The organism is Pseudooceanicola sp. LIPI14-2-Ac024, assembly GCF_042188925.1.
Lineage (GTDB): Bacteria > Pseudomonadota > Alphaproteobacteria > Rhodobacterales > Rhodobacteraceae > Pseudooceanicola.
Window position 1 is genome coordinate 2,848,311 of sequence record NZ_CP170102.1, and the last position, 23,539, is coordinate 2,871,849.

The window sequence follows — 23,539 nt, forward strand, 5'->3', positions numbered from 1 at the left end:
CATCCCCGCAGTTGCAGGCGATTTCGCGGGCGGGCCATGGACCTTGCCGGGATCAATGCCAATATCGGTGGGGCGCGCCCCCTTCGCGCCGCAACGGAGATATGGATGAGCAGTGACGAAGCGGCCGCGGCGGCGCCCGACGCGGAGCCGGGATCGGTCCGCGAGGTGATCGCGCGCATGGGCAGTGCCGCCACGGGCGAGCGCACCCAGCTGCGCGCCATCACCGAGGCCATGGGCGAGGCGTCGTTCGTGCCGGTGCTGATGGCCCCGGCGCTCGCGGTCGTGTCCCCGCTGTCGGGGATCCCGCTGTTTTCCACCACCTGCGGCCTGCTGATCGCGCTGGTGTCGATCCAGATGCTGATCAACCGCGACCACATCTGGCTGCCCGACTGGATCATGCGCCGCGAGGTGCCGAGCGAGAGGCTGCGCGGGGCGCTGAAGTGGCTGGAGAAGCCCGCCGCCTGGCTGGACCGGCATTCGCGCGCAAGGCTGCAGGTCCTGGTCGCGCGGCCGTTCGACTGGATCACCGAGTTCGCCTGTTTCCTCTGCGGCGCGATGATGCCGTTCCTGGAGCTGGTGCCGTTCTCGTCCTCGACGCTGGGGATGGCGGTGGTGCTGTTCTCGCTCGCGCTCCTGGTGCGCGACGGGCTTTACAGCGTGCTGGCGATCGCATTCCTCGGGCTGGTCGGCAGCGGGATCTATTTCCTGCTGACCTGACCCTCAACTTGTTGCGGGTGGTCTGGAAAATCGGGGCGCCATGGATATCTGGCAGGGGTCACCCAGCCCGAACCGGAGAACCCATGTCGCCCCGCCAGACCATCGCCCGCTTCCTCGACCATCCGCGGACGCGGCACACGATCACGGCCGTCATCCTGTTCAACGCCGCGATCCTGGGGCTCGAGACCTCGGAGACGGCCATGGCGGCGGCGGGAGAGCTGATCATCGCGCTCGACCGGTTCTGCCTGATGTTCTTCACGCTCGAGATCGCGCTCAAGCTTTATGCGCACCGGGCGTCGTTCTTCCGCGACGGGTGGAACATCTTTGACTTCGTGATCGTGGGCATCGCGCTGGTGCCCGCCGGGCAGGGCATGGCGGTGCTGCGCGCGCTCAGGATCCTGCGGCTGCTGCGGATGGTGTCGGTGACACCGACACTGCGACGGGTGGTCGAGGGGTTCCTGACCGCGCTGCCGGGCATGGCGTCGGTCTTTGCGCTGATGGCGCTGATCTTCTACATCGCGGCGGTGATGGCGACACAACTCTTCGGGGCAAGCTTTCCGGACTGGTTCGGCAGCCTTGGCAAGTCTGCCTATTCGCTGTTCCAGATCATGACGCTGGAAAGCTGGTCGATGGGGATCGTGCGCCCGGTGATGGAGGTCTACCCGCTGGCCTGGGCGTTCTTCGTGCCGTTCATTCTGGTCACGACCTTCGCGGTGATGAACCTTGTCGTCGGTCTTATTGTGAACTCGATGCAGGACGCGCATTCGGACGAGGTGAACGCCGCCACCGACGACTACCGCCATGACGTGGTGCGGCGGCTGGATGCGATCGAGCGGCATCTGCGGGAGCGGTGAGGCCCGCGCACATGCCGCCCGTGCGCGGGGTCACAGGACGAAGCCGACGATCGCAAGGACGATGACGACGAGTCCGACGAGGTAGATGATCGAATGCATGGGGGCCTCCTTCCGGCCGGTGTTGGATCTGGAAGGTGGAACGCCGCATCTTTGCGACGGGTTCCGGACGGTGGCGTGTCGTGCGCCGGGCGGGTGCAGGCAAACGACTGTGGGCACGGGATTTTCCGGCCGGAACGAAAACGCCCGGCACGGGGCCGGGCGTTCGGTGATCGCGGGTCGGTTGGCCGCTCAGCGGCGGCGGCGCAGCATGGCGACACCGGCGAGGGCGCTGACCAGGAGCGGCAGGCCGGCCGGCAGCGGCACGGCGGGCGGCGCGGAGGGCGGCGGCGGCAGCTCTCCGGTGAAGGTGGTCACGTGCGATTCACCGTTCTGGACGAACGACTTAGCGAACAGTGCGCCTTCGAGGTTGTTGTTGTTCGACACGGTGGCGTTCGGGGCCAGGATCTGACCCCAGAACTGGCGGTCGAACAGGATGTCGGTCGCGTCGACAAAGTTCCAGATCACCTTGGAGGCGAAGCTGTCGAAGCCGCCGCCGACGAAGTTGCTGGTGACGTTGCCGGTGCCGGTGACGTTGATGACGATCAGGTCGGCACCGTTGTCGGCCACGTTGATCTCGCCGTTGGCGAGGCTGAGCAGGGCGGCGTCGATCGAGTAGACCGTGACGCCGTCGGTCGGTGCCGCGGTCAGGTTCAGCTTCTTGCCCTCGGACACCGTGGCGGTGGCGGTGGCAGTCAGGCCGTAGAGCTGGGCGGAGAGGTTGTTGAGGATGCCGATGGCATCGTCCGGCACCAGCGCGCTGGCGGTGGGGCCGCTGACCAGCGTGGTGCTGTTGGCGCCGATAGTGCCGCTGGCGTCGCCGTTGACCACCGCGTCGGTGGTGCCGCCGCCGTTGCCGCGGATCGTCTTGCCGGCGGCGTTGCCGATCACCACGACCTCGGCCACGTCGGCGCGCTGTGCCCCGTGCGACCCGAAGTCGAACAGCGCATCGCCGGTGAGGTTGCCGCCGACATAGGCGTTGCCCTCGATGTCGATGCTGGAGTTCACGAAATCACCCGAGGTGATGACGCTGTAATGCTGGAGGAGTTCGGTGGCGCTGAGCGTGGCGGCAGAGGCGAAACCGGCCGGAATTGTTGCGAGCGCAAGGCCAATCCCTGCGCCGAACAGGTACTGTTTCATTTTTACTACCTATATGGAATCACTGGATTTTTTGGGTCAGTCAATTGCCCCAGCACATGCCAAAGTTTCGCCATATTTTCAAGAGCTGCGCTGTTGCCGGCCCCCCGGTTTCTCGGCCGCCGCGACATCTATGTTCGGGCGTGGCGACAGGTCGGCGCGGCGCGTGGTGTCGGGGGCGAGGGTCATCATCGCCTCGTGCTGGGACAGGAAGACCTGGCCGGTCAGGTCCTCGACAAAGGCGCTCTTGTGCAGCTTGTCCATCACCGGGCCCTTCACCTCGGCCAGGTGCAGGGCGACCTGCTGGTCCGACAGGCGGTGCATGATGAGCTCGAGGCTTTCCAGCGCCGAGGCGTCGACGCTGTTCACCGCGGCACAGTTCAGCACGAGGTGGCGCAGGTTCGGACGGTCGGCGACGGCGCGCTGGACGATCCCCTCGACCGCGCGGGCGTTGCCGAACCAGAGGCTTTCGTCGATGCGCAGGGACAGGACCGACGCGTCGCAGACGACGTCGTGGCGGCGGATGTTGCGGTAGTGCCCGGTGCCCGGGACCTGGCCCAGTTCGGCGACGTGCGGGCGCGAACTGCGCCAGAGGTGCAGGACGATGGACAGGGCGACGCCGGTGATGATCCCGGATTCCACGCCCGCGCCGAGGGTGACGAGGATCGTGGCCGCCATCGCCGCGAAGTCGAAGCGGGAATAGGCCCAGGTCCGGCGCAGGGCGCCGAAATCGACCAGCGACAGGACCGCGACGATGATCGTCGCCGCCAGCACCGCGACGGGCAGGTTGAAGAGCAGCGGCGTCAGGAACAGCGAGGCGAGCGCGATGCCGACGGCGGTCATTGCACCGGCGGCCGGGGTTTCCGCGCCCGCGTCGAAGTTGACGACGGACCGGGCGAAGCCGCCGGTCACGGGGTAACCGCCCGAGAAGGCCGAGGCGATGTTGGCCATCCCGAGGCCGATCAGCTCCTGGTCGGGGCGGATGGTCTGGCGCCGTTTCGCGGCCAAGGTCTGCGCGACCGAGACGGATTCGACAAAGCCGATGAGCGAGATCAGGAAGGCCGCCGGCAGCAGCTTTTGCCAGAGCGCGAGGTCAATGCCCGGGATGGCGAGCGGCGGCAGGCCCTGCGGCACCTCGCCGACGATGGCGACGCCTTTCGACTCTAAATCAAGGAAAATGACCGCGAGGATCGAGGCGGCGACCGCCAGCACGGGCCCGGTGCGCGACAGCAGCATCGCGGTGCCGCCGGACAGGCCGAGCCGTTCGAGCGCCGGGCGCAGGCCGCTGCGGGCCCAGAACAGGAAGGCCAGCGTCAGCCCGCCGATGATCAGCGTGGGCAGGTTGGTTTCGGGCAGTGCGCGGACCAGCGCGGCGACCGTTTCGACGAAGTTGTGCCCGCCCGCCTGCACGCCGAGGATGTGGCGCAGCTGGCTGGCCGCGATCAGCAGGCCCGAGGCGGTGATGAAGCCCGAGATGACCGGGTGCGACAGCAGGTTGGCCAGGAAGCCCAGCCGGAAGACGCCCATCACGAGCAGCATCAGCCCCGACAGCACGGCGAGCGCGATGGCGGCGGTGAGGTATTCGGGGCTGCCCGGGGCGGCGACGGTGCCGGCGGCGGTGGCGGTCAGCAGCGACACGACGGCGACCGGGCCGACGGCGAGGGTGCGGGAGGTGCCGAAGATGGCGTAGAGCACCAGCGGCAGGATCGAGGCGTAGAGGCCGACAACCGGCGGCAGCCCGGCCAGCATCGCGTAGGCCAGCGATTGCGGGATCAGCATGATCGTCACGATCACGGCGGCGAGGCCATCGTTGATCAGGGTCTGCCGGGTGTAGGTGCGGCCCCATTCGAGGACCGGGAAATACTGGGTCAGGCGGGTCACGGCCTTGCCTCCGGAAAAGTGCGGGGCGCGGCGACGGGGCCGCCGCGCCCTTGGCGTCAGAACTTGTTGACGGGCATCTTCAGGTAGTGCCCGCCGTCGGCCTCGGGAGCCGGAAGCCGCCCGCCGCGCAGGTTGATCTGCAGCGCGGCCAGGATCCGGTCGGGCAGGGCCAGGGTGGCGTCGCGCGTGTCGCGGACCGCGATCCAGTCCTCGCGCTTGGTGCCGTCCTTGACGTGCTTGTTCGCGGCCTTGTGCTCGGCCACCGTCGCCTCCCACTGCGGTTCCTTGCGCTCGGACGTGCCGTAGTCGTGGCCGACGAAGACCCGGGTGTCGCCCGGCAGGGCGAGGATGTCCTGGATCGAATCCCAGAGCTCCTCGGTATTGCCACCGGGGAAGTCGGCGCGCGAGGTGCCGGCGTCAGGCTGCATCAGCGTGTCGTGGGTGAAGGCCGCGTCGCCGCAGACATAGGTGATGGACCCCAGCGTGTGGCCGGGCGAGAGCATCACCTTCACGTCGAGATCGCCGACCTTGAAGACCTCGCCGTCGTAGAACAGGTGGTCGAAGTCCCGGTCCGGGTCGAAGGTGTCGGGCAGGTTGTAGATGTTGCCCCAGATCCCGGCGATCTCGGTCACCTTGTCGCCGATGGCGTTCGGCGCGCCGGTTCGCTCCTTGAGGTGGGCCGAGGCCATGACGTGGTCGGCATGGGGGTGGGTGTCGAGCACCCACTGCACGGTCAGGCCGTTTTCCTTCGCGAGGTCCAGCACCTGGTCCATGCTCTCGGTCGAGAAGCGATAGTGCTTGGGGTCGAAATTCCAGGCGACGTCGATCAGCGCGGCCTTCCTGGTCGCGGGGTCGGCGCAGATGTACTGGATCGAGCCGGTGTCGGGTTCGTAGATGCCCCAGACATCCGGGCTGCCTGCGCCGGTGGAGGGGGAATGGCGCACGACGCGCTGTTTCAGAAGCGAGGTCATTGGGTGGCTCCTTTTGCAACGAAGAAGGACGAGGATTTGGCTTTGAAGCCGGCGTAGAGACCGATGAGCATCATCGGGATGAAGACGAGGACGCCGGGCGAGAGCAGCGGCAGGGCGGTCCAGGCCGGCCCGGGGCAGAAGCCGCCGATGCCCCAGCCGATGCCGAAGAGCGCGGCGCCGGTCAGCAGCGGGCGGTCGATCTTCTGGCTGCGCGGCATGTCGTAGTCGCAGCCCAGCACCGGCTCTTTCTGCCGCCAGACGAGGCGGTAGCCGATGAAGGCGGTGACGCTGGCGCCGCCCATCACGAAGGCGAGGCTGGGATCCCAGGTGCCCGCGATGTCGAGGAAGTTCAGGACCTTGGCGGGATCCGCCATGCCCGAGAGGACAAGGCCGAGCCCGAAGACGAGGCCGCTGAGAAAACCGAAGAGGGGACGCATCAGAAGCCTCCGATCACGTGGCGCAGGACATAGACGGTCGCGACGCCGGTGGACATGAAGGTGAGCACGGCCGCCAGAGACCGTTTCGACAGGCGGGCCAGCCCGCAGACCCCGTGGCCCGAGGTGCAGCCCGACCCGATCCCGGTGCCGAGGCCGACGACGAGGCCGGCGATGGCCATGCCGACGAGGTTGTCGGGGACGGTCTGGGTGATCTCGCCGCCCAGGCCCAGGAAGGCGAGGGGGGCCGCGATCAGGCCGAGCAGGAAGGCCAGCCGCCAGTCGCGGTCGGGGGTTGCGTTCGAGCGGGGGGTGACGAGGCCGATCAGGTCGCGGGTGATGCCCGAGATCCCGGCGATGCGGCCGAAGAAGCCCATCACCATGACCGCGCTCAGACCGATCAGGATGCCGCCGGTCAGCGAGGCCCATGGCGTGAAGGCCGTTTCCGTGAGTGTTTCCATAGTATGTCTCCGTCAGCGGACCCTTGCGTTCCGCGGCTTGACGGGTTAAATATGAGTAGATGCTAAATTAGTCAAGGCTAATATAAAGGCCACCGAAAATGGACACCACGATCTCGATCCAGGACCTCGAGGAACGGGCGGACTACGTTGCCGAACGGCTCGCGCTGATGGCGAATGCCAAGCGGTTGCTGATCCTGTGCGAGCTGGCCAAGGGCGAACGTTCGGTCGGCAGCCTGCAGGCCGCGGTCGGGATCAGCCAGTCGGCGCTGAGCCAGCACCTGGCCAAGTTGCGCGACGCCGAGATGGTGACGACCCGGCGCGAGGGGCAGACGATCCACTACTCGCTGGGCGACCCGCAGATCGAAAGCATGATGGCCGCGCTGTACGAGACGTTCTGCGCCTGAGGCCCTCATTCTCCGGCCTTGGCCTCGGGCGTGTCCTCGATCGGCTCGGCGGGCGGGATCTTGAGCGTTTCGGGGTCGCCTTCGTAGTTCGGCGACATGATCTGCACCCCCGCGCCGTGCAGCGAGTCGAGGATGTTGGCGCGCAGGTCGGACAGGATGCGTGGGATCTTCTCGCTCCGCGTCGAGAAGCCGTTGATCTCGTAGGTCACGGCGAAATCGCCCAGCTCCTTGCGCAGCACGAACGGCTTTGGCGACTTGCGGATGCCCTCGGTGTTCTCGGCCGCCTGGATCAGCAGCACCTCGATCTTCTTATGCGGTTCGTCGTAGCCGATGCCGACGGTGGTGTGCAGGACGATGCCGCGGCCGTCGATATACTGCGAGTAGTTCGTGACTTCGGAGTTAAGAAGCTGCGCGTTGGGGATCGAGATCAGTTCGTTCTTGGTCGACCGCAGGTGCGTCTCGGTCAGCTTGATGGCGGTGACGACGCCAAGGTTGTTGCCGATCTCGATCAGGTCGCCGATGTTCGTCGACTGCCGGTAGATCACGAAGAGCCCGGCCAGCACGTTCGACACGACCGAGTTCGAGCCGATCGAGATCATCACGCCGAGCAGGATCGACATGCCTTGGAACGCGGCGGAGTTGGAGCCGGGGATGTAGGGATAGGCCAGGATCAGCGCCGAGATGATCAGGAAGGCGCGGACGATATTGAAGCTGGGCCAGACCCAGTGCTTCTGGAACCCCTCGATCCGCAGGGTGCCGGCATCGATGTTCTCGAACGCCACGCGGGCGATGCGGATCAGGTACCGGGTGACGAGGAAGATGATGATCAGGACGATCAGGCTGGGGATGTAATCGACAAAGGCCCGGAAGGCGTTGATCAGCGGATCGGTGACGTAGCTGAGCAGGATGGTTGCGACGGTGCGGGTTTCGGCGAAGCTGAACAGCACGACCGAGACGTAGTAGTAGAGCGCGATCAGCCAGAGCACGACGAAGACGCCCTGCACGGCGACCGACACGATCTCGATCAGGGCGCGGGTGCGGACGATTTCTTGCGTCGCCTCCTCGACCTGTTCGAGGTAGCGGGTGATGATCGCCTCGCCACGCTTCTTGAGCCGCCGGTTGGCCCAGACCAGCACGACCGTGAAGAGCGCGAAGAGACCCGTCCAGATCATCCCGTTGACGAGGCCCTGCTGGCGGGCAGTGTCCGAGCGGTCGGCGCGGTAGGCCCGGATCGCGTCCTGGATGAAGCCGCTGTAGAGCCGGGCGGTGAGCAGGGTGCTGTTCAGCCCCTCGCGCTGGGCGTCGGGTTCGGTCGCCGTGACGACCGCTTCGCCGTCGATGATGACGGAATGACCGAATTCGTCGATCTCGATCTCGACATCGAGGGTCATCGAGTCGGACTGCTGGGCGATCTCGACGATCCGCCGCGCCACGTCGGCGGCCCGGTCGTTGGCCGGGAAACTGGGCGTGCCGCTGAGGACGAAGACCTGCCGCCCGTCGACCATGACGGGGGCCGCGATCGTAGGCGAACTGGTCGGCGCATCCTGCGCGAGGGCGGCACCGAGGCCGAGCCAGATCCCGGCCAGCATGGTCAGAAGCGCGGCCGCGCAATGGGCCATCCCGCGTCGGGCAATCATCATTGGATATCACACTCCCGTTCGACGGGAGCGTAGCGCCAAAACAACTTGCCGTGGAAAGGTTTTTTGCGTGTCGCCCGGCGGAAAACGGCGCCCCGGTGCGGGGGCGCCGCGCAGACCCGTCAGCGCCAGCCGAGGCCGGGGGCGACGTGGGTCAGGATGCTTTCGATCACGTGGGCGTTGTAGTCGACGCCCAGCATGTTCGGCACCGTGAGAAGAAGGGTGTCGGCCTCGGCGATGCCCTCGTCCTCCTTGAGCTGGTCGATCAGCTTGTCGGGTTCGTCGGCGTAGCCCCGGCCAAAGACCGAACGCTGCTGCTCGATGAAGCCGACGCTGTCGCGGTCCTTGCCGCCGCGGCCGAAGTACATCCGGTCCTCGTCGTTCATCAGCGCGAAGATCGAGCGGCTGACCGAGACGCGGGGTTCCCGGGCATGGCCTGCCTCTTTCCAGGCGTCGCGGTAGGCGCGGATCTGCTTGGCCTGCTGGATGTGGAACGGCTCTCCGGTCTCGTCATCCTTGAGGGTCGAGCTTTGCAGGTTCATCCCGACCTTGGCGGCCCATTCTGCGGTCGCGTTCGACCCGGCGCCCCACCAGATGCGGTCGCGCAGGCCCTCGGAATGGGGTTCCAGCCGCAAGAGACCCGGCGGGTTCGGGAACATCGGGTTCGGGTTCGGCGCTGCAAAGCCCTTGCCCTCGAGCTGCTGGAGGAAGATCAGCGCGTGGCGGCGGGCCATGTCGGCGGGGCTTTCATCCTCGCCCGGGCCGTAGCCGAAGTATTTCCAGCCGTCGATCACCTGTTCCGGCGAGCCGCGGCTGATGCCGAGCTGCAGGCGGCCCTCGGAAATCAGGTCGGCGGCGCCGGCATCCTCGACCATGTACATCGGGTTCTCGTAGCGCATGTCGATCACGCCGGTGCCGATCTCGATCTTTGACGTGCGGGCGCCGACGGCGGCCAGCAGCGGGAAGGGCGAGGCGAGCTGCCGGGCGAAGTGGTGCACGCGGAAATAGGCGCCGTCGAGTCCCAGCTCTTCCGCCGCGACGGCGAGGTCGATGGATTGCAGCATCACGTCGGACGCGGTCTGCACGCGGGAATGGCGGTCGGGCGACCAGTGCCCGAAGGAAAGGAAACCGATGGATTTCATGTAACGTCTCCGGATTGCGTCGGGGCCCGGCCGGTGCCGGGCCCGCTTGCCCCGAATGTAGGGATGCCGGTGACTTGGCCGCAAGGCGGCGGGCCGTGCCGCAGGGCACAGGGCCTGTGCGGCACGGGGCGGTCAGCCCTCGATCGCGGTGATCATGTCGACCCGGGTGCCGTGTCGGCCGCCCTCGAACTCGGCCTTGAGGAAGGCGTCGACGATGTCGAGCGCGAGGCCCTCGCCCACCACGCGGGCCCCGAGGGAGAGCATGTTGGCGTCGTTGTGCTGCCGGATCATCCGGGCCGAGAAGGTGTCGGAGCAGACGCCGCAGCGGATGCCTTTGACCTTGTTCGCGGCCATCATGATGCCCTGGCCGGTGCCGCAGAGGATGATGCCGAGGTCGCAGTCACCCGAGGCGACCTGACGGGCCGCGGCCTCGCCATGCTTGGGGTAATGCGTGCTTTCGGTGGTGGTCGGGCCGATGTCGACGACCTCGTATCCCTGGTCCGAGACATGGGCGGCGATGGCCTGGCGCAGCGGGATGGCGGCGTGGTCGCTGGACAGGACGATGCGTTTGGGGCTGGTCATGGCTGAAAGGTCCGTTTCGATGGCAGTCGGCGGTTCGCCCGCCTTGGATCAGGTGTCGGGGGTTTCGTCAATTCCGCCGTGCCGGAACGGGGCGTCTTGCAATTCCGATTAAAATAGTCAACTAAAGCCGCACCCAGCGGGTCCAGCGCCACGCCCGGCAGAATCGAGCGAATTCACAGGTTCGAAGCGACCCGCGCGGACGGCCGATGCGGCCCCTGCCGATGGCCCCGCGCCGTCGCTTCGGACACGAGAGGGGACGTGTCATGGGCGAATGGTGTCACAGGGACCGTGGCGAGCCGGTCGCGGCGCTTGGGCTGAAGCCGGCCGAGCTGTCGGTGCTGGCCGTGCTGCGGCATTACTGCGCGGGCTTCGCGGTGCCGGAACGGCACGGCTGGATCGCCGCGATCTCGACCGCCCTGACCGCGTTCGGCGAGGATCGCGGCCCCGAGGTGGCGGTCGCCGCGCTTGGCGTGATCCAGTCGGTCCGTCGCCTGCGCCGGTCGAGCTTTGTCTTCAACTCTGCCGACTGCGCCACCTGCGCGGCCTATGTGACCGGGCACGAGCGGCTGGTGCTGAGCGCCCTGAGGGCGGTTGCGCGGGGGCAGGACACTGCCGCCCATGCCTATGCCACGCTGCTTTGCGAAGGCGCCGATGCCGCGCCGGTGGTGCGCGCCCTCGGGGTTCTGATCGACCGGGCGTTCGAGGCGGACGATGCCGTCGTGGCGCCCTGCCCCGCCGGGGCCCGCGACCGGGCCGGACCCACCCGGCACTGAGCGGCCGGCCCCGGTGACCATGCCGGCCCGGACCTGGCGGGCGGGCGGACTCTTGACCCCAAAAAGCAAAAATCCCCTGAACCGGGCGGTCCAAGGGATTTTGGCAGGATAGTGGTGCCCAGGAGAGGACTCGAACCTCCACGGCCTTGCGGCCACTGGCACCTGAAGCCAGCGCGTCTACCATTCCGCCACCTGGGCAGGTGTCGTGAGGCGTGCATGTATCGGGGCACCCGGGGGGTGTCAACGGGATTCGCGGTGGTTTTTCACCATGACTTTACGGCCGGTGGCATATCGCCTTGCCGCAGCCGCGCTTGACGGCTAGGAAAACTTAGAATTGCCAGGACGGAGGCGTGGAAATGTCCAAGCTTGTCACCATTTTCGGCGGGGCCGGGTTCCTTGGCCGCTACATCGCGCGGCGCATGGCACAGGATGGCTGGCGGGTGCGTGTCGCCGTCCGCAGGCCGAACGAATCCATGTTCGTGCAGACCTACGGCGTGGTCGGACAGGTCGCCCCGGTTTTCTGCAACATCCGTGACGATGCCTCGGTCCGGGCGGTCACCGCCGGGGCGGACGTGGTGATCAACTGCGTCGGCACCTTCGACGCCAAGGGCAAGAACAACTTCGAGGCCGTGCAGGCAGAGGGCGCGGCCCGGATCGCGCGGATCGCCGCCGCAGAGGGCGTGGGCCAGATGGTGCACATCTCGGCCATCGGCGCGGATGCGGAGTCCGACAGCGAGTATGCCCGCACCAAGGCCGCCGGCGAGGCGGGCGTGCTGGAGCACATGCCCGGCGCCGTGATCCTGCGCCCTTCGGTCCTGTTCGGGCCCGAGGACGATTTCTTCAACCGCTTCGCCAAGAAGGTGCGGTTCGGCCCGACGCTGCCGATCGCCGGGGGCGAGACGAAGTTCCAGCCGGTCTATGTCGATGACGTGGCCGCCGCCGCGCAGTTGGCGGCCGAGGGCAAGGCCCCGGCCGGCGTCTATGAGCTGGGCGGGCCGGACGTGAACACCTTCCGCGAGCTGATGGAGCAGATGCTGGAGGTGGTGCAGCGCCGCCGGATGATCGTGAACCTGCCGTTCTGGGCCGCGGGCTTTGCCGCGTGGAGCCTCGACCTGCTGCAGACGATCACGCTGGGGCTGTTCCACAACACGGTTCTGACACCCGACCAAGTGAAGCAACTGCGCGCCGACAACGTGGTGTCCGAGGGCGCCAAGGGGTTCGACGACCTGGGGATCGTGCCGACCTCGGTCGAGGCGCTGCTGCCGGAGTACCTGTGGCCCTACCGTCCGTCGGGCCAGTACGCGGCGATCAAGAATTCGGCCGGCAACCTGAAGGCCTGAGCCTTCAGGAATAGGCCCAGATCAGCAGCCCGACCCCGAGGATCACCCGGTAGATCACGAAGGGCGTGTAGCTGATCGTCTTGAGCAGTTTCATCAGCAGCGTCAGTGCGAGCAGCGCCGACAGGAAGGCGAAGAGTGCGGCGATCGCCGCCTCTCCGGCCAGTTCGGTGTTGGCCTCGGCGATCACCTCGACCGAGAGCAGGGCGGCGCTGGCGATGATGGTCGGGATCGACATCAGCATCGACAGCTTGGCGGCGTCCCGCCTGTTGTAGCCGAGAAAGAGCGCGCCGGTGATCGTGGCCCCCGATCGCGAGGTGCCGGGGATCAGCGCGACCGCCTGCCAGATGCCCATGACGACGGCGTCCCGCAGGGTCCAGTCGGTGTCGGCCTTTTCGCCGTCGGATGTCTGGTCGGCCCAGTAGAGCACCAGTCCGAAGCCCAGCATCGTCCAGCCGATCACCGCGACCGAGCGGAGCTGGTCGTCGAGCCCGGTGAGCTTGAGCACCAGGCCGAAGAGGATCACCGGGATGGTGGCGATCATCAGCAGGAAGGCCAGCCGCGCGCCGGGGTTGTCCAGCCGCCCGCGCAGCATGTCCGGAATCCCCAGCAGACCCAGTTTCACGTCGGCCCAGAAGTAGAGCACCACCGCGCCGAGCGTGCCGACATGCACGGCGACGTCGATGACCTGGCCCTGGTCGGCCGCGCCGGTGAGCTGCGGCAGGAGGATCAGGTGGGCGGAGGAGGAGATCGGCAGGAACTCGGTCAGGCCCTGAACGACGGCCAATGTAAACAGGTAGATCAGCGACATACAGAAAAGGCTCCGGAACCGGTCGGGGCAGGCTTACACTGGTGCTGCCGAAGGGGGAAGAATCGAGTTACGTCAGCATAGGTTACCTAATTTTCGCGATTTAATCGGGCAACAGCATGCCGAAAGCACCAAAATAGTGAATATAGGTCAGCCATTCTGACTTTTATTCCCTTAACGTATTGCGTAGAGACAGCGCGCAGGATGGATTCCGAGGGAAAGGTAGCGACGTGGCCAAGCAACCGATGCTCAAGTTTGTGACCGTACCGCGCGACATGCCAGAAAAGCGTGACGCGGAAGTGCGGAAACAGGACTTCGGTGAAATTTACGCCGAATACGCAGCGGCGAAGGCCGAAGAACAGGCAGCGCGCTGCAGCCAGTGCGGTGTGCCCTATTGCCAGTCGCACTGCCCGCTGCACAACAATATCCCGGACTGGCTCAAACTGACGGCGACGCACCGGCTGGAAGAAGCCTATGCGATCAGCCAGTCGACCAACACCTTCCCCGAGATCTGCGGTCGTATCTGCCCGCAGGACCGGCTGTGCGAAGGCAACTGCGTGATCGAACAGTCGGGCCACGGCACCGTGACGATCGGCGCGGTCGAGAAGTACATCACCGACACCGCCTGGGAAAACGGCTGGGTCAAGCCGATCACCCCGGCGATCGAGCGCGAGGAATCCGTGGCCGTCATCGGTGCGGGCCCCGGCGGGCTGGCGGCGGCCGACATGCTGCGCCGCGCCGGTGTGCAGGTCACGGTCTATGATCGCTACGACCGCGCGGGCGGGCTGCTGACCTACGGCATCCCCGGCTTCAAGCTGGAGAAGGACGTGGTGATGCGCCGGATCGAGCAGCTGGAGGAGTCCGGCGTCGAGTTCGTGCTGAACTGCAACGTGGGTGAGGACATCAGCTTTGACGCGATCCGCGGCAAGCACGACGCGGTCCTGATCGCCACCGGTGTCTACAAGAGCCGCGACCTGGGCGGGCCGGGGTCGGGCGCGCAGGGGATCGTGCGGGCCATCGACTATCTCACCGCGTCGAACCGGGCGTCGAACTTCGGCGACACGGTCGAGGAATTCGAAAGCGGCGAGCTGAACGCCGCCGGCAAGAAGGTCGTCGTCATAGGCGGCGGCGACACCGCGATGGACTGTGTCCGCACCGCGATCCGCCAGGGTGCCGAGAGCGTGAAGCTGCTGTATCGCCGCGACCGGCAGAACATGCCCGGCTCGCAGCGCGAGGTGGCCAATGCCGAGGAAGAGGGCGTGGAATTCGTCTGGCTGTCGGCCCCGATCGCCTTTGCCGGCGACAGCGTGACCGGCGTGACCGTGCAGAAGATGCGCCTGGGCGCGCCGGATGCCAGCGGCCGCCAGGCGCCCGAGATCATCGAGGGATCGGATTACGTCGAGGACGCGGACCTTGTCATCAAGGCGCTGGGCTTTGAACCCGAGGACCTGCCCAAGCTGTGGAGCACCGACGGGCTGGAAGTGACCCGCTGGGGCACCATCCGGGCCGAGTTCGGCAGCGGCAAGACCAGCCTCGACGGCGTGTTTGCCGTGGGCGACATCGTGCGCGGCGCGAGCCTCGTGGTCTGGGCGATCCGCGACGGGCGCGACAGCGCGGCGGCGATCCTGGACTACCTGGACGGCGAGGCCGCGGCGATCGCCGCGGAGTGAGTGAACCGGCCGAAAGGCCACATCGGTATTGCGTCGGTATCACGTCGGTATTGCGTCGGTGCGTCCGGCGCGGTTGCGGAACTGAAAGGTCAGGCCACCTGACCCTGTAGGGAGACAAGGCCATGAGCACGAGAACGGGACAATGCATGTGCGGCGCGGTGCGCTTCACCATCACCGATTGCCCGGACAGCTTCGGCGTCTGCAATTGCGAGATGTGCCGTCGCTGGACCGGGTCGTCGTTCCTGGGCATGACCGTGCCGGTCAGCAACGTGAGCTTTTCCGGCGAGGCGCAGATCGCCACCCTGCAGTCGAGCGACTGGGCCGAGCGGGCCTGGTGCAAGCGCTGCGGCTCGGCGCTCTATTACCACGCCACGGTGCCGCCGGGCATGGACGCCTACCAGATCGCGGTCGGCGCGCTGGACGATGCCGAGGGGCTGGTGTTCGCCTCGGAGCTGTTCACCGACTGCCGGATCCCGGGCGTCGAGTATGCCGGCACGCGTCACGGGCTGACCCGCGCCGAGGTCTTTGCCAAGTACGCGCCGGAGGCCACCCAGTGATCGAGGGCCACTGTCTGTGCGGATCGGTCAGGATCCGGCTTGACGATCACCGGCCCGAGGTCGGCGCCTGCCATTGCGGCATGTGCCGGCGCTGGACCGGGGGCGTCTATGTCATGTTCACCGCGCCGCCCGAGGCGGTGACGATCGAGGGGCCGGTCGGCCGCTACCGGTCGTCGAGCTTTGCCGAGCGCGCGTTCTGCCGGACCTGCGGCAGCAACATCTACCTGCGCGACGATGGCGCGGAGTACGAATTCATGCCGGGCCTGTTTGACGCGGCCCGGGATTTCCCGCTGATCAGCGAAGTTTACGTGGACAAGGCAATGGCCTGTCTGCGCCTCGGGGGCGACCACAAGCGCGCCACCCAGGCGGAGTACGAAGCCAAGCACAAGTTCGTCCCCGCACCCGAAGGAGAGACGCAATGACCATCTATGACGAGAATTGGGTTCGCGCCGAGGAATCGAAGCGCAAGTGGATGGCCGAGAACGGCATGTTCTCGTTCGAGGACGAGAAGTCGTCCTGCGGGGTTGGCCTGGTCGTGGCGATCGACGGGCAGAAGAGCCGCAAGGTCGTGGAAAGCGGGATCCAGGCGCTCAAGGCGATCTGGCACCGGGGCGCGGTGGACGCGGACGGCAAGACCGGCGACGGCGCCGGCATCCATGTCGAGATCCCGGTCCCGTTCTTCTATGACCAGATCAAGCGCACCGGCCACGAGCCGCGCGAGGACGAGCTGATGGCCGTGGGCCAGGTGTTCCTGCCGCGCACCGATTTCGGCGCGCAGGAAACCTGCCGGACCATCGTCGAGACCGAGGTCCTGCGGATGGGGTACTACATCTACGGCTGGCGCCACGTGCCGGTGGATGTGAACTGCCTGGGCGACAAGGCCAACGCGACCCGGCCCGAGATCGAGCAGATCCTGATCTCGAACGCCAAGGGCGTGGACGAGGAGACGTTCGAACGCGAGCTTTACGTGATCCGGCGGCGGATCGAGAAGGCGGCGGCGGCGGCGGGGATCGCGCATCTCTACCTCGCGTCGCTGTCGTGCCGGTCGATCATCTACAAGGGCATGATGCTGGCGCAGGACGTGGCGGAGTTCTATCCCGACCTGCTGGACGAGCGGTTCGAGAGCGCGTTCGCGATCTATCACCAGCGCTATTCGACCAACACCTTCCCGCAGTGGTGGCTGGCGCAGCCGTTCCGGATGCTGGCCCACAACGGCGAGATCAACACGCTGAAGGGCAACGTCAACTGGATGAAGAGCCACGAGATCCGGATGGCCTCTTCGACGTTCGGCGAGCTGGCCGAGGACATCAAGCCGATCATCCCGCAGGGGTCGTCGGATTCGGCCGCGCTGGACGCGGTGTTCGAGGTGCTGGTGCGCGCGGGCCGGTCGGCCCCGATGGCCAAGACGATGCTGGTCCCCGAAGCCTGGTCGAAACAGGCCGAGGAGCTGCCGCAGGCCTGGCGCGACATGTATTCCTACTGCAACGGCGTGATGGAGCCCTGGGATGGCCCCGCCGCGCTGGCGATGACCGACGGCCGCTGGGTCTGCGGCGGCCTGGACCGCAACGGGCTGCGCCCGATGCGCTATGTGGTGACCGGTGACGGGCTGCTGATCGCGGGTTCCGAGGCGGGCATGGTGCCGTCGAACGAGGCCACGGTGCGCGAGAAGGGTGCGCTCGGGCCGGGGCAGCTGATCGCCGTCGATATGAAGAAGGGCAAGCTCTACCACGACCGCGAGATCAAGGACAAACTGTCGTCGGCGCTGCCGTTCGGCGAGTGGGTCGGCAAGATCAACGACCTGGAAGAGACGCTGGGCGGCGTGACCGAGAAGGCGCTGTTCGGCGGTGGCGAGCTGCGCAAGCGGCAGATCGCGGCCGGCTACACCATGGAAGAGATCGAGACGGTGCTGGCGCCGATGGTCGAGGACGCCAAGGAAAACGTCGCCTCGATGGGCGATGACACGCCCTCCGCCGTCCTGTCGAACAAGTACCGCCCGCTGAGCCACTTCTTCCGGCAGAACTTCTCCCAGGTGACGAACCCGCCGATCGACAGCCTGCGGGAATACCGGGTGATGTCGCTCAAGACGCGGTTCGGCAACCTCAAGAACGTGCTGGATGAATCGAGCGCCCAGACCGAGATCCTGGTGCTGGAGAGCCCGTTCGTCGCGAACCAGCAGTTCGAGGAGCTGAAGAAACACTTCAACGCGAACCTGGTCGAGATCGACTGCACCTTTGCCGTCACGGATGACGAGGATGCCCTGCGCAAGGCGCTGGAGCGGATCCGGGCCGAGGCCGAGGAAGCGGTGCGTTCGGGTGGCGGGCACATCATCCTGACGGATCAGCACCAGGGCCCCGACCGGGTCGCGATGCCGATGATCCTGGCGACCTCGGCGGTGCATTCGTGGCTGACCAAGAAGGGCCTGCGGACGTTCTGTTCGCTGGGCGTGCGGTCGGCGGAATGCATCGACCCGCATTACTTTGCCGTGCTGATCGGCTGTGGCGCGACCATCGTGAACGCCTACCTCGCCGAGGACACCATCGCCGACCGCATCGGCAAGGGCCTGATCGAGGGCAACCTGACCGAGGCCGTGGCGCGGTACCGCGAGGCGGTGGACCAGGGCCTGCTCAAGATCATGTCCAAGATGGGCATCTCGGTCGTGTCGTCCTATCGCGGCGGCCTGAACTTCGAGGCCGTGGGCCTGTCGCGCGCGATGTGCGCGGAATACTTCCCCGGCATGACCAGCCGGATCTCGGGCATCGGTGTCTCGGGCATCCAGAAGAAGGTCGAGGAGGTGCACCAGAAGGGCTGGCGCGGCGGACAGGATGTCCTGCCGATCGGCGGCTTCTACAAGGCGCGGAAATCCGGCGAGACCCACGCCTGGGAAGCGCAGACGATGCATATGCTGCAGGCGGCCTGCAACCGCAGCTCCTATGAGCTCTGGAAGCAGTATTCGGCTCGAATGCAGGCGAATCCGCCGATTCACCTGCGCGACCTGCTGGCGATCAAGCCGCTCGGCAAGGCGATCCCGATCGAGGAGGTCGAGTCGATCACCTCGATCCGCAAGCGGTTCGTGACCCCCGGCATGTCGCTGGGCGCGCTCAGCCCCGAGGCGCACAAGACGCTGAACGTCGCGATGAACCGCATCGGCGCGAAGTCCGACAGCGGCGAGGGCGGCGAGGATCCGGCACACTTCGTGCCCGAGCCGAACGGCGACAACCCGTCGGCCAAGATCAAGCAGGTGGCGTCGGGCCGGTTCGGCGTGACCGCCGAGTACCTGAACCAGTGCGAAGAGCTCGAGATCAAGGTCGCGCAGGGCGCCAAGCCCGGCGAGGGCGGCCAGCTGCCCGGCATGAAGGTCACCGACCTGATCGCGCGGCTGCGGCATTCGACCAAGGGCGTGACGCTGATCTCGCCCCCGCCGCACCACGACATCTACTCGATCGAGGATCTGGCGCAGCTCATCTATGACCTGAAGCAGATCAACCCGACCGTGAAGGTGACGGTGAAGCTGGTGGCCTCGTCCGGTGTCGGCACGATCGCGGCCGGCGTGGCCAAGGCCAAGGCCGATATCATCCTTATTTCGGGTCACAACGGTGGCACCGGGGCGTCCCCCGCGACCTCGATCAAGTTCGCGGGCCTGCCGTGGGAGATGGGGCTGACCGAGGCGCACCAGGTGCTGGCGATGAACAACCTGCGCGAGCGGGTCACGCTGCGGACCGACGGCGGCCTGCGGACCGGGCGCGACATCGTCATGGCGGCGATGATGGGGGCCGAGGAATACGGCATCGGCACCGCCGCGCTGATCGCCATGGGCTGCATCATGGTGCGCCAGTGCCAGTCGAACACCTGCCCGGTCGGCGTCTGCACGCAGGACGAGGACCTGCGCGCCAAGTTCACCGGCAACGCGGACAAGGTGGTGAACCTCATCACCTTCTACGCGACCGAGGTGCGCGAGGTGCTGGCCAGCATCGGGGCGCGGTCGCTGGACGACGTGATCGGCCGCGCCGACCTGCTGCACCAGGTGAGCCGCGGGGCCGATCACCTCGACGACCTCGACCTCAACCCGCTGCTGATCACCGTCGATGGCGCGCATGACATCGTCTACAACCGCGACAAGGCCCGCAACGTGGTGCCCGACACGCTGGACGCCGAGATCGTGCGCGACGCGGCGCGGTTCCTGAAGGACGGCGAGAAGATGCAGCTGTCCTACGCGGTGCAGAACACGCACCGGACGGTGGGCACCCGGACGTCGAGCCACATCGTGCAGAAGTTCGGGATGCGCAACGCGCTGCAGCCCGACCACCTGACGGTGAAGCTGACCGGCAGCGCCGGCCAGTCGCTGGGCGCGTTCGCCGCCCCGGGGCTCAAGCTGGAGGTGTCGGGCGAGGCCAACGACTATGTCGGCAAGGGCCTGTCGGGCGGCACGATCGTGGTGCGCCCCTCGATGGCGTCGCCGCTGGTGGCGTCGGACAACACGATCATCGGCAACACGGTGCTTTACGGTGCGACCGACGGCTACCTCTTTGCCGCGGGCCGGGCGGGCGAGCGTTTCGCGGTCCGGAACTCGGGCGCGAAGGTGGTGATCGAGGGCTGCGGGTCGAACGGCTGTGAATACATGACCGGCGGCATGGCGGTGATCCTGGGCGCGATCGGGCCGAACTTCGGCGCGGGCATGACCGGCGGGATGGCGTTCCTCTACGACCCCGAGGGCACGTCGGAGGCGCTGATGAACCTCGAGACGCTGGTGACCTGCCCGGTGACGGTCGATCACTGGATGGGGCAGCTGAAGTCGCTGGTCGAACGCCACCTGGACGAGACCGGAAGCCGCAAGGCCGCCGACATCCTGCAGCACTGGGAGGTGGAAAAGGCCCACTTTGTCCAGGTCGCGCCGAAGGAGATGCTGAACAAGCTGTCGCATCCGATCGGCATCGAGGACGAGGCGATCCCGGCGGAGTGATCCGGGCGGAAGGCATGGAAGGGGGCGGTCCGGTGGGCCGCCCTTTCTGTTTGGGGACGGGGCCGGGAAACCCCCACCCTACGGGACGTCGGGCTGGCCCCAGGCGCGGCCGTATTCCGACAGGACGAGGTAGACCTCGACCGGGCCGAGCACGTCGTTCAGCGCCTCTTCGAGGCTGAGGGTCAGGCTGTCGACCTCGCGTGCGGTGATCGGCGCCTCGGGGTCGAAGAACACCACCGCGTCGAAGCGGCGGCCCATCCGCACCAGCGCGACGTCGATCACCTCTCCGGGGCTGTCCTCGAAGATGCCGCGCACGGCGCGGGTGGCGGCGCGGATTTCCTGCGGGTTGGCGGTGGCACCGAGCAGCTGGGCCAACCCGGCGCGGAAATCGCGGCCGTATTTCCACAGCATGAAGAGGCTGACGAGGATCACGATCAGCGGGTCGCCGATCGGGACGAGGAAGGCGAGCGGCGTGCCGTCGAGGAACGGCAGCAGCAGGAGCGCCGCGCCGTAGGCGGCGGTCGTCACGCCGGCCAGCAGGGCGACATCGGTTTCGAGCTTGAGGATCTCGCTCTGGCGGCCGGTCCGGATCCAGGCGCTGCGGCTGACCTGGAAGAGCCAGCCGCAGAGCGCGAGGAGCAGCAGGACGTAGACCAGGATCACCCGGAAATCGAGCGTGGCGGTGGTGCCGTTGGCCACGTAGTCGAAGATGTCGCGCACGGCGGTGATCAGGCCGAAGACCACGATCGCCAGCAGCGACAGCGACCGGAAGGTGGTGAAGGCCGATTCCTGCGCGGCATAGCCGAAGGGGCGGCGGCGGTCGGGGCCGCGGTGCACGTCGATGCTGATCCGCGCGCCGATCAGAGCGGCGACGAAATCCACCAGCGAGAACAGGCCGTCGAGCAGGATGACCTGCGCCTGCGACAGCCAGGCGGCGATGATCGCCAGCAGCGCCGCCAGCAGGCTGCCCCACATGCTGATCGTGAGGGCGCGCTGTTCAAGGCGTTCGGTTTCGGTTGGATCGGGCATCCGCGCCCTCCGTCGGCTGGTCGTCGGCCGGGGAAGTCTGGCGCGATTCGCCGGGGCGGCAACGAAAAACGCGCGCCGTTTCGGGCGCGCGTTCGTGGCGTGTCTATGGTGTGGGTCAGGTCAGCTCTTGCGGCGACGCAGGAACCCGGCGCCGGCGAGGGCGCTGATCAGCAGCAGGCCACCGGCCGGAACCGGAACCGCCGAGACGGTGAAGCTGTCCAGGTCGAAGCCGTCCTGGCTGCGGTTGCCGGCCGAGGCGTCGCCGTAGTAGTCGTGGCTGACGTCGGCAAAGGCGATCCAGCTGTAGGTGCCCGAGAAGTTGACGGTGGTGATCGCCGCCTCGGTGCCGCCCTTGCCGTTGTTCACGATGCCCACGTAGTCACCGTCCAGGAGCGCGCTGAACAGCTCCGAGAGGGAGTTCGCGACGAAGACGGCCGCGGCTTCCCAGTGGTTCGACGGGGTGTTGGTGACCTCGACGACCGTAGACGGGCCGGTGAAGCTGGGCGAGATCTCGAACACGGCGGTGCCGCCGAAGTTGAAATAGCTGGGCGCCAGGCCGAGCGAGAAGAACTTGCCATCAGCCGCGCCGAGGTTGACGTTGTCGATGTCCTGGCGTGCGGCGGAGGTGCCGCAGGCGAATTGGGCGAAATCGGCAAAGCCGGGGTGGAGCGCCGATGCCTGGGCGTTCGGGTCGCAGTTCGCGGCGGCGGTCGTGATGGTCAGGGCGCTGGCAGCGCTGGCAAAGAGCGTCAGCGCGGCGGCGGCCATGGTGGCCTTAATAAGGTTGGTCATGCGTGTCATCCGTTGGGGGCGTTTTTTTGTTCGTGTCGAAATTGTGTTCGTGCCGCGAGACCTAACACAATTTTGCCCAGATTGAACAAAGACAATACGTTTCCGGATGCCGCACAATACGGCGTCGCCGCGGCCGTGATCAGCGTTCGAGCTTGACCTTGACCGGGGTGCTCGTTTCGCCGGTCGAGCAATGGGCGACGATGTAGACCTTGCGCGTGCCGTCGGGCAGCAGGACCGAGTGCAGCGACCGGGTGAAGGGCTGTTCGGTGACATGCGGGTGATGCAGCTTGCGATAGGCCAGGCGGTTGCCGGCCTCGTCCAGCACCTCCCACCCCGAGGCGTAGTGGTCCCAGCCGGTGTCGTTGTGCTGCACGGTCACCGAGATATCCCACCCCATGCCGGAATCGCGCACCTTGACCGCCACGATCTGCGGCGGGTCGGCCAGCAGCGCGTGCGGAGACAGGAGGGCGAGCGACAGGATCAGGGCACGGATCATGGCGCGGTTATAGGCAGAGGCCGGGCGCCGCGCATGTCACGATGGTGTGTCGGCACTGCGAGCGTTGCCTTCCATCAACACCTTTCGCGACTGGGACGCGAATTCGCGCCGCCACAACACGGAAAAGCAGAGCAGCACGGCGAAGATCAGGGCCCAGGGGCCGACCAGCCAGGCCGAGGCCGCCAGCGCGAAATAGACCGAGCGCAGGCCGCGGTTGAAGCTGCGGGCGGCGAAGATGTTGATTTCGCCCGCCTGCCTGGCGCGGTGATAGGCGACGGGATCGTCGTGATCGTTCGGCGTGGCCGCCATCAGCACGGCGCAGTAGCCGAACAGCCGGTGCGACCAGACGAATTTCAGGAAGGCGTTGGCCAGGAAGGCGACGATCACGAGGACCTTGATCTCCCACACGATGGCGGGGTCGGATTCGAGGGTGAGCTGGTTGGCCAGTCCGGTCAGCTGGTCGGAATTGCCGATCATCGCGAAGGCGCCGCCGATGGCGATCATCGTGGCCGAGGCAAAGAACGAGGTGCCCTGCCGCAGGGTCGACAGGGTCTGGGCGTCGAAGATGCGCGGCTGGCGGGTGACCATCGCGACCATCCAGTCGCGCCGGTACTGCCCCATCAGGCGGGAGACCGAGGGGTGTTTGCCGGGGTGTTCGATCCACCAGCCGATCACCAGCCAGGCCGCGACCAGCAGGGCGATGGCGGCGAAATCCCACGGCGTGAAGAGCGAGAGGCGTTCGAACCAGTTCATGCCGCCCATCTAACCGGAGGGCGGGCTGCTTGTCAGCCGTGCGCATGGGGC

22 protein-coding genes and 1 tRNA gene are annotated in these 23,539 nt (G+C 66.9%); 9 read left to right on the forward strand and 14 right to left on the reverse strand.

Annotated elements, in window-relative coordinates:
• Positions 1–105: 105 nt before the first annotated feature.
• Together ACE2AC_RS13965 and ACE2AC_RS13970 are read left to right on the forward strand one after the other, a co-directional pair.
• Positions 106–717, forward strand: coding sequence for an exopolysaccharide biosynthesis protein (locus ACE2AC_RS13965; RefSeq protein ID WP_375688010.1), 612 nt, complete (start codon positions 106–108; stop codon positions 715–717).
• 83 nt (positions 718–800) lie between these two features.
• Entirely contained in the window at positions 801–1,571 is a 771-nt protein-coding gene (locus tag ACE2AC_RS13970; protein WP_375688012.1) for an ion transporter, read from the forward strand.
• Between the two features lie 288 nt (positions 1,572–1,859).
• Here the strand turns inward: ACE2AC_RS13970 and ACE2AC_RS13975 are convergent, their stop codons facing one another.
• The 5 genes from ACE2AC_RS13975 to ACE2AC_RS13995 all read right to left on the reverse strand — a co-directional run bounded on the left by ACE2AC_RS13975 (position 1,860) and on the right by ACE2AC_RS13995 (position 6,551).
• Positions 1,860–2,807, reverse strand: a complete 948-nt coding sequence (locus ACE2AC_RS13975) for a collagen-binding domain-containing protein (RefSeq protein WP_375688014.1) — start codon at positions 2,805–2,807, stop codon at positions 1,860–1,862.
• Between the two features lie 78 nt (positions 2,808–2,885).
• Positions 2,886–4,685, reverse strand: a complete 1,800-nt coding sequence (locus ACE2AC_RS13980) for a SulP family inorganic anion transporter (RefSeq protein ID WP_375688016.1) — start codon at positions 4,683–4,685, stop codon at positions 2,886–2,888.
• A gap of 56 nt (positions 4,686–4,741) precedes the next feature.
• Positions 4,742–5,656 carry an MBL fold metallo-hydrolase gene (locus ACE2AC_RS13985; RefSeq protein WP_375688018.1) on the reverse strand — a complete coding sequence of 305 codons (915 nt, stop codon included), beginning with the start codon at positions 5,654–5,656 and terminating at the stop codon, positions 4,742–4,744.
• Entirely contained in the window at positions 5,653–6,093 is a 441-nt protein-coding gene (locus ACE2AC_RS13990) for a DUF6691 family protein (RefSeq protein WP_375688020.1), read from the reverse strand. Before ACE2AC_RS13990 ends, ACE2AC_RS13985 begins: the two co-directional genes overlap by 4 nt.
• Positions 6,093–6,551: a YeeE/YedE family protein gene (locus ACE2AC_RS13995; protein ID WP_375688022.1), complete on the reverse strand. Its 459-nt coding sequence runs from the start codon at positions 6,549–6,551 to the stop codon at positions 6,093–6,095. The genes ACE2AC_RS13990 and ACE2AC_RS13995 overlap by 1 nt, the downstream gene beginning before the upstream one ends.
• Positions 6,552–6,649: 98 nt before the next feature.
• Here ACE2AC_RS13995 and ACE2AC_RS14000 point away from each other — a divergent pair, with 98 nt between their 5' ends.
• Positions 6,650–6,955 carry an ArsR/SmtB family transcription factor gene (locus ACE2AC_RS14000; RefSeq protein WP_375688024.1) on the forward strand — a complete coding sequence of 102 codons (306 nt, stop codon included), beginning with the start codon at positions 6,650–6,652 and terminating at the stop codon, positions 6,953–6,955.
• 5 nt (positions 6,956–6,960) lie between these two features.
• Here the strand turns inward: ACE2AC_RS14000 and ACE2AC_RS14005 are convergent, their stop codons facing one another.
• The 3 genes from ACE2AC_RS14005 to rpiB all read right to left on the reverse strand — a co-directional run bounded on the left by ACE2AC_RS14005 (position 6,961) and on the right by rpiB (position 10,316).
• Entirely contained in the window at positions 6,961–8,574 is a 1,614-nt protein-coding gene (locus ACE2AC_RS14005; protein WP_375688026.1) for a mechanosensitive ion channel family protein, read from the reverse strand.
• Positions 8,575–8,714: 140 nt separating this feature from the next.
• Positions 8,715–9,734 carry an LLM class flavin-dependent oxidoreductase gene (locus tag ACE2AC_RS14010; RefSeq protein WP_375688028.1) on the reverse strand — a complete coding sequence of 340 codons (1,020 nt, stop codon included), beginning with the start codon at positions 9,732–9,734 and terminating at the stop codon, positions 8,715–8,717.
• A gap of 132 nt (positions 9,735–9,866) precedes the next feature.
• Complete coding sequence (gene rpiB, locus ACE2AC_RS14015; protein ID WP_375688030.1) at positions 9,867–10,316, reverse strand: ribose 5-phosphate isomerase B; 450 nt, start codon at positions 10,314–10,316, stop codon at positions 9,867–9,869.
• A gap of 263 nt (positions 10,317–10,579) precedes the next feature.
• Between rpiB and ACE2AC_RS14020 the strand changes: the two genes are divergently transcribed.
• Entirely contained in the window at positions 10,580–11,089 is a 510-nt protein-coding gene (locus tag ACE2AC_RS14020) for a hypothetical protein (protein ID WP_375688032.1), read from the forward strand.
• Positions 11,090–11,201: 112 nt separating this feature from the next.
• Here the strand turns inward: ACE2AC_RS14020 and ACE2AC_RS14025 are convergent.
• Positions 11,202–11,287, reverse strand: a tRNA-Leu gene (locus tag ACE2AC_RS14025).
• Positions 11,288–11,445: 158 nt separating this feature from the next.
• Between ACE2AC_RS14025 and ACE2AC_RS14030 the strand changes: the two genes are divergently transcribed.
• Complete coding sequence (locus ACE2AC_RS14030; RefSeq protein ID WP_375688033.1) at positions 11,446–12,429, forward strand: complex I NDUFA9 subunit family protein; 984 nt, start codon at positions 11,446–11,448, stop codon at positions 12,427–12,429.
• A gap of 4 nt (positions 12,430–12,433) precedes the next feature.
• On the opposite strand, the gene ACE2AC_RS14035 is transcribed toward ACE2AC_RS14030, so the two are convergent.
• Positions 12,434–13,237 (reverse strand): undecaprenyl-diphosphate phosphatase, encoded by an 804-nt coding sequence (locus tag ACE2AC_RS14035; RefSeq protein WP_375688035.1) that lies wholly within the window; start codon positions 13,235–13,237, stop codon positions 12,434–12,436.
• Positions 13,238–13,464: 227 nt separating this feature from the next.
• On the opposite strand from ACE2AC_RS14035, the gene ACE2AC_RS14040 reads away from it, so the two are divergent.
• From ACE2AC_RS14040 to gltB, 4 genes are all read left to right on the forward strand, one after another.
• Positions 13,465–14,904: an NAD(P)-dependent oxidoreductase gene (locus ACE2AC_RS14040; RefSeq protein ID WP_375688037.1), complete on the forward strand. Its 1,440-nt coding sequence runs from the start codon at positions 13,465–13,467 to the stop codon at positions 14,902–14,904.
• A gap of 122 nt (positions 14,905–15,026) precedes the next feature.
• Entirely contained in the window at positions 15,027–15,461 is a 435-nt protein-coding gene (locus ACE2AC_RS14045) for a GFA family protein (RefSeq protein ID WP_375688039.1), read from the forward strand.
• Complete coding sequence (locus ACE2AC_RS14050; protein WP_375688041.1) at positions 15,458–15,883, forward strand: GFA family protein; 426 nt, start codon at positions 15,458–15,460, stop codon at positions 15,881–15,883. Before ACE2AC_RS14045 ends, ACE2AC_RS14050 begins: the two co-directional genes overlap by 4 nt.
• Entirely contained in the window at positions 15,880–20,418 is a 4,539-nt protein-coding gene (gene gltB, locus ACE2AC_RS14055; RefSeq protein ID WP_375688043.1) for a glutamate synthase large subunit, read from the forward strand. The genes ACE2AC_RS14050 and gltB overlap by 4 nt, the downstream gene beginning before the upstream one ends.
• 78 nt (positions 20,419–20,496) lie before the next feature.
• Here gltB and ACE2AC_RS14060 read toward each other — a convergent pair whose 3' ends face one another.
• The 4 genes from ACE2AC_RS14060 to ACE2AC_RS14075 all read right to left on the reverse strand — a co-directional run bounded on the left by ACE2AC_RS14060 (position 20,497) and on the right by ACE2AC_RS14075 (position 23,488).
• Positions 20,497–21,447: a cation transporter gene (locus tag ACE2AC_RS14060; RefSeq protein WP_375688045.1), complete on the reverse strand. Its 951-nt coding sequence runs from the start codon at positions 21,445–21,447 to the stop codon at positions 20,497–20,499.
• Positions 21,448–21,567: 120 nt separating this feature from the next.
• Positions 21,568–22,239, reverse strand: a complete 672-nt coding sequence (locus ACE2AC_RS14065; protein ID WP_375688047.1) for a VPLPA-CTERM sorting domain-containing protein — start codon at positions 22,237–22,239, stop codon at positions 21,568–21,570.
• A gap of 139 nt (positions 22,240–22,378) precedes the next feature.
• Positions 22,379–22,735, reverse strand: coding sequence for a hypothetical protein (locus ACE2AC_RS14070; RefSeq protein ID WP_375688049.1), 357 nt, complete (start codon positions 22,733–22,735; stop codon positions 22,379–22,381).
• 36 nt (positions 22,736–22,771) lie between these two features.
• On the reverse strand, positions 22,772–23,488 hold the full coding sequence (locus ACE2AC_RS14075) for a DUF599 domain-containing protein (protein ID WP_375688051.1): 717 nt from the start codon (positions 23,486–23,488) through the stop codon (positions 22,772–22,774).
• Positions 23,489–23,539: the final 51 nt, after the last annotated feature.